Source organism: Mesorhizobium sp. M7A.F.Ca.US.006.04.2.1 (genome assembly GCF_004022915.1).
Taxonomy (GTDB): domain Bacteria; phylum Pseudomonadota; class Alphaproteobacteria; order Rhizobiales; family Rhizobiaceae; genus Mesorhizobium; species Mesorhizobium ciceri.
In genome coordinates, this window is record NZ_RZQA01000286.1 from 1 (window position 1) to 5,552 (window position 5,552).

Below are 5,552 nucleotides of genomic sequence, written 5' to 3' on the forward strand. Positions count from 1 at the left end.
GTGGTACGATCGACCGGCGCTTCCTCGGAAGTGTACGAGGTGGCCGAGCAGATCAAGAACAAGGCGCAGGCCTCCGGCCGCTTCATCGTCGTGCAGAATTCGATGGCTTATGACGCACCGGAGGTGACGGTGACCATCGACCGCGACCGCGCCGCCGCGCTGAACCTGCCGATCGCCGATATCGGCCGCACGCTGACCTTGCTGGTCGGCGGCGCCGAAGTGGCGCAGTTCGACCGCTATTCCAGCAGCTACGACATCATCCCGCAGGTGCCGCAGGAGTTTCGCGACGACCCCGACAAGCTCGGCGAATACTTCGTGCGCAGCGTGACCGGCGAGATGGTGCCGCTATCGGCGGTGGTCAAGATTTCGACCAATGCGGCGCCGGCGGCAATCGAGCAGTTCAACCAGCTGAATTCGTCGACGATTTCGGCGCTTCCGCTGCCCGGCGTCACCACCGGCGACGGGCTGAAGGCGCTGGAGGACATCGCCAAGGAGAGCCTGCCCGACACGTTCTTCATCGATTATTCCGGTCAATCGCGACAGGAAAAGGAACAGGGCAACACCATCCTGATCGCTTTCGCGGCCGCAGTTGTCGTCATCTATCTGGTGCTGGCGGCGCAGTTTGAAAGCTTCCGTGATCCGCTGATCATCATGATGGCGGTGCCGTTGTCGATCTTCGGCGCGATCGTGCCGCTCAATCTGGGCCTCGGCACGCTCAACATCTACACGCAGGTCGGCCTGATCACACTGATCGGTCTGATAACCAAGCACGGCATCCTGCTGGTCGAGTTCGCCAACCAGCAGCGTGAAAAGCATGGCATGCGGCGGCGCGATGCCATCATCGCCTCGGCCAAGGTGCGCCTGCGGCCGATCCTGATGACGACGGCGGCGATGGCGCTCGGCGTTGTGCCGCTGATCACGTCCAGCGGCGCTGGTGCCGCGGCCCGCTATTCGATGGGCCTGGTCATCTTCACCGGCATCCTGGTCGGCACCATGTTCACGCTCTTCGTCGTGCCCATGTTCTACACCTTCATCGCCAGCAAGGACCTGCCTCATCTGGCGGAGAAGCCGGACCCCAAGCTGATGCCGGCACTGCCGAGCTAGGACGGTCGAGGGAGTCCCGCCCAGAAATGCGCGGGGCAAATCGATGGAAACAAAAGAAAAGAGGCCGGGAAATTCCCGGCCTCTTTTCTTTTTGGCTGGGCTCGATACCGCCGGTTTGAACTGTACGCAATACCGCAGCGTTTCCGGAGGGAGCTTTGAGGCGCGGCAGCATGCTGCCACGCCACCGTTTCCAGCCTGCTACTTGACGATGACGATGCTGGTGTTGGTCGCCCCGAAGGTTTCGACGAGCTGGTAGAAATCGGCGGCGTTGTCGGGGTGCAGCCGCACGCAGCCATGCGAAGCCGGCTGGCCGAGGCGCTTGATCGCATAGGTCGCGTGCACCGCATAGCCGCCGCTGAAGAAGACCGAGTGCGGCATCGGGGCGTTGTCGTATTTCTTCGAATACCACATTTCATGCATGCGGGTCGGCTTGAACGAGCCGGTCGGCGTCACATGGGCCCGGTCGCCGGTGGAGACTTTCCAGGCGAAAGTCGGCCGGCCGTCGACCGAGACTTCCATGATCTGCTGCGAAAGCGAAACGCGCGCCACGATCTTGTTGGCGGCATGCGCGGCGCCCGAGCCGAACAGCAGTGCGGCACCGGTCAGCGCGGCGGCGGCGATGTTGATGAGCTTGGCGGAAATGGCGGTATGCATGAAGAAAATCCCCTCTCTCTGCCGGTCCAGCCGGCTCCAATTCGATGGCTGCTTATCCCCACGTCATGTTTCGGAGAGATTTCGCAAAATGCTCATTTGTGTTTCGAATCTGTTTCCACTGGTTAACAAACGCCAACCCAATTAGAGCCGTCGGTGGCCCGCCAGCGAGACCCTAGCAAGACCAAGGTCAGGAACATGGGTATCCGTCGCTAAACGAAAGTGCGAATCAGCAGTATTCGAAAGGACCGCCGTAGATCTCGAAACCAAACTGCAACAAAGCGAGGTTTCAAGCGGCATGATCCGGATACGGGCCGCAAGCAAAGTTGACGCAACGAAAACAGCCGGTAACGAACATGGGAACGAAATCGAACGTGCTGTCCTGGCTTTTCAGGATCAGCATCGCGGCAGCGGTCATCGGCGGCGTCGGCATGGTTGCCGGCACCCCGCTGACAAGCCTCGGCGCGATGACTTCAGGCGAGATTTCGACCCTGCACGCCGCACTGTTTTTCGCCACGGTCTGGATTGTTTCCAGCCTGCGCATCGCCCGGCTAAAGGCCCTCTGGCGGGTCGGCCTTAGGCTGACGGGTTTGCGCGGCGCCTCCGGCAACTTGCTGCCGAGAGGACCGAAGGCCCGCGCCGAGACGGGGGGTTCCGTGGGCGGCGCGGGCGCTTCGGGGGTATCCTGAAGCGACCCGCAACAAACCATTTTGGGGAATTGGTACGATGAAAACGAAATTTGCCGCTTCGGTGCTTTCCGCACTGCTTTACGCCCAGGGCCTGCTCGGCTTTGCCGGCCTTGCCACCGTGCTGCTCAGGGACCGCGCCCACGCTGGCGAGCTGACCATGGGCAGTGACATGCCGGTGGGTCCATCGCTTCTGCTGGTACGCTGAGCGCCAAGAGCGTCGGGGCCGGAGATGGAAAATCCGATGCCCGAAACCAGAGACTGCGTCAGTGCCCGGCAATCAGTCCGCGAATTGCCGCGGCGGATCGAACCGGTAGCCGGCGCCGCGTATGGTGGTGATGGTTTCGGTGTCGAGTTTGCGGCGCAGCCGCACGATGCGCGAATCGATCGAGCGATCGAAGGCATCGGCGTTTTCGGCAGGCGCCGCGGCGATGATGTCGTCGCGCGTCAAAACCTTGCGCGGACTGGCCAGGAACAGCCTGAGCAGCGCCACCTGACCGGGCGAAAGCTGTTCCTCCGTGCCGGAGCGATGCATGACCATCGCCGATCTCAGATCGACGGTCGCGTTCTCCAGCACGATCAGTTCCTGGGTGCCCCTGCCGCGGCGCGAAAGCAGGCCGCCGACACGGGCGGCCAGTTCACGGACATTGAGCGGGCTCTCGACGACGTCGGCCGCACCAAGCTCCAGCGCCAGCACCTTGTCGACAAGATCGGCCGGGCGGCAGATCAGGATGAAATCCGGTCCGCCCTCACCGCCTCCTCCTTGGCCGCCATAACGTCTGAGCAGGTCCCGCCCCTCCGCCTGGCTGAGGCTGTCGCCGACGACGACGACGTCGATGCCCTTTCCCGACAGCAGAGATTCGGCTTCCCAGGGCTGGCGTGCCTGATGCACGTCATGGCCGCGCCGTTCAAGATGGTCGGCGAGTTCGGTCGCGACCACTTCGGCTACCGAAACGAGCGCAATGACGGATCGTGCGGCCATGTTTTCCAACCGTTCCCTGGCAACCCCGATATGAGTGCTGGACATGATGTTTATACCCAATCTACTTTCCACTGAAAGTGGGAGCGAAAGCATCGTGCGGGCAAGAATTGTCATCGTCGAGGATGAGCCCGACCTGAGGGACGCTGTCGCCGAATACCTTGGCGCCGCCGGATATGACGTGGCCACCGCTGAAAGTGCGGCCGCCGCGCGCAGCCTCGTTGAAACGCAGTCGTTTCATCTTGCCATTCTCGACATCGCCATGCCCGGCGAGGACGGCCTCTCGCTTGGCCGCTGGCTGCGTTCGAAACTGCCGATCGGCATCATCTATGCGACCGCGGCCGGCACCGCGCTCGACCGCATTGTCGGGCTGGAACTCGGTGCCGACGACTACATCGTCAAGCCTTACGAATTGCGCGAAGTGCTGGCCAGGGTGCGCAGCGTGTTGCGCCGGGTTCCCCAGCCCAAAGAGCTGCAGGACAAGAGGGCCGGGGCGGATCGCCGTTCCGTTGCCTTCGGCCCCTTCCAGGCCGATCTCGACGGCAGGCTGGTCACCGGCGCCAATGGCGTGGTGATCGACATGGCCAAGAGCGAGTTCGACGTGCTGGAGATTTTCCTCACCCGCGCCAACCGGCTGCTGAGCCGCGCCGCTATCTCCGAGGCGATCGGTTTCACCGAAGATCCGGAATCGTCACGCGCGGTCGACATTCGCATCATGCGGCTGCGCAAAAAGATCGAGGCCGATCCCGCCAATCCGAAATTCCTGCGCACGGTGCGCGGCGAGGGCTATATCTTCTCGCTGCCGGCCGGCGACGGCAACTGAGCACCGGGCCAGAAGGATGTAGTTGCTCGCCGGCCGAATTGGCGCGACTCCGGAATGACAGCACAAGATGATCGCTGAAGCAGCAAGCACCGATATGCAAGGGTTCAGGCAGGGCGCGGCGATGGCGGCCGTGCGCGTCGTTCGCCGGCTGCGCGAGGCCGGCGACTGGCAGCGCGAGATGGACGGCATACTGGAAACGCTCTGCCGGGCCATGGATTGCCAGCGCGGCATCCTGTTTCGCTTGCGCGAACTGCCCGGCCAGGGCTTCGCCCAATCCGTCGCCGCCTACTGGATCGACCCTCTTTTCGGCGGCGAACTGGCATCACCGACCGTCATCATGCAATCGATCGTCAATTCCGACCCGCTGCTGGAGCGGCTTGCCGAGGACGAGAGGCAAGGCAAGATCTTCGCCGGTCATACGCGCGACCTCGAAGGCTTCCTGAGGACCGATTTCGAAAAGCAGAACATCAAATCGTTCCTCTCGGTCTCGGTCTTCGCGCACGGCCATCTCTGGGGCACGCTGGCGGTCAATGACTGCATCAACGAGCGTGCATGGACCGACGAGGAAGAGGCGACGCTGCACATCATCGCGCTGGCCATCGGCGACGCCATAGAGCGCTCGCCCTCCGACGCCCACGCCAGCGAGGTCATTCGCCGCACCATGCTGCAGGCCTCGCTCGACGCCATTGTCGTCATCGACGAGACCGGCTCGATCATCGAATTCAATCCGGCCGCCGAGAAGATGTTCGGCTTCCAGCGCAGCGACATCCTCGGCAAGGACCTGCTCGATACGATCGTGCCGATCTACTACCGCAAGGGCTATGCCTCAGGAGCCGAATACATGTCCGGCCGCGGCGCGCCGATGGTCGGCCAGCGGCTCGAGACGGTGACCCAGAATGCCGCCGGCGAAGTGTTCCCGATCGAGCTGACGGCCACCGAGATGCGGGTTGCCGACCGCCGCCTGATCTTCGGCTCCATCCGCGACCTGCGCGACAAATTGCGCGCCGAGGAGGAAATCGGCCGGCAACGCGAGAAGCTGCACCAGAACGAGAAGATGGCGGCCATGGGTTCGTTGCTGGCCGGTGTGTCGCACGAGCTCAACAACCCGCTGGCCGTGGTTGTGGCGCAATCGACGCTGCTGCACGAATTCGCCTCCGATCCGCAAACCAAGGTGCGCGCCGAAAAGGTCCGCGCGGCCGCAGAGCGCTGCGGCCGCATCGTCAAGAGCTTCCTGTCGATGGTCCGCCTCCATCCCGCGGCACAAGCCGAGACCGACCTCAACCAGGTGATCCGGGCGGCACTTGAAGTG

At 63.1% G+C, this 5,552-nt stretch carries 7 protein-coding genes; 5 read left to right on the forward strand and 2 right to left on the reverse strand.

Annotation, left to right across the window (positions count from 1 at the left end; all coding sequences use genetic code 11):
* On the forward strand, positions 1 to 1,104 hold a 1,104-nt coding region (locus tag EN925_RS16735; RefSeq protein WP_164894242.1), incomplete at its 5' end, for an efflux RND transporter permease subunit.
* Between the two features lie 198 nt (positions 1,105 to 1,302).
* Here the strand turns inward: EN925_RS16735 and EN925_RS16740 are convergent.
* Positions 1,303 to 1,758 (reverse strand): L,D-transpeptidase, encoded by a 456-nt coding sequence (locus EN925_RS16740; RefSeq protein ID WP_013529305.1) that lies wholly within the window; start codon positions 1,756 to 1,758, stop codon positions 1,303 to 1,305.
* Between the two features lie 353 nt (positions 1,759 to 2,111).
* Here EN925_RS16740 and EN925_RS16745 point away from each other — a divergent pair, with 353 nt between their 5' ends.
* Positions 2,112 to 2,444, forward strand: coding sequence for a hypothetical protein (locus EN925_RS16745; protein ID WP_127384968.1), 333 nt, complete (start codon positions 2,112 to 2,114; stop codon positions 2,442 to 2,444).
* Positions 2,445 to 2,481: 37 nt separating this feature from the next.
* Positions 2,482 to 2,649, forward strand: a complete 168-nt coding sequence (locus tag EN925_RS16750; protein ID WP_013529303.1) for a hypothetical protein — start codon at positions 2,482 to 2,484, stop codon at positions 2,647 to 2,649.
* 72 nt (positions 2,650 to 2,721) lie between these two features.
* On the opposite strand, the gene EN925_RS16755 is transcribed toward EN925_RS16750, so the two are convergent.
* Positions 2,722 to 3,423: a response regulator transcription factor gene (locus EN925_RS16755; protein ID WP_013529302.1), complete on the reverse strand. Its 702-nt coding sequence runs from the start codon at positions 3,421 to 3,423 to the stop codon at positions 2,722 to 2,724.
* A 46-nt stretch (positions 3,424 to 3,469) separates the two neighbouring features.
* Between EN925_RS16755 and EN925_RS16760 the strand changes: the two genes are divergently transcribed.
* Both EN925_RS16760 and EN925_RS40725 read left to right on the forward strand, forming a co-directional pair.
* Positions 3,470 to 4,243: a response regulator transcription factor gene (locus EN925_RS16760; RefSeq protein WP_181172685.1), complete on the forward strand. Its 774-nt coding sequence runs from the start codon at positions 3,470 to 3,472 to the stop codon at positions 4,241 to 4,243.
* 67 nt (positions 4,244 to 4,310) lie between these two features.
* Positions 4,311 to 5,552 (forward strand): PAS domain S-box protein (locus EN925_RS40725; protein WP_245487231.1); only part of this gene is annotated, 1,242 nt, incomplete at its 3' end.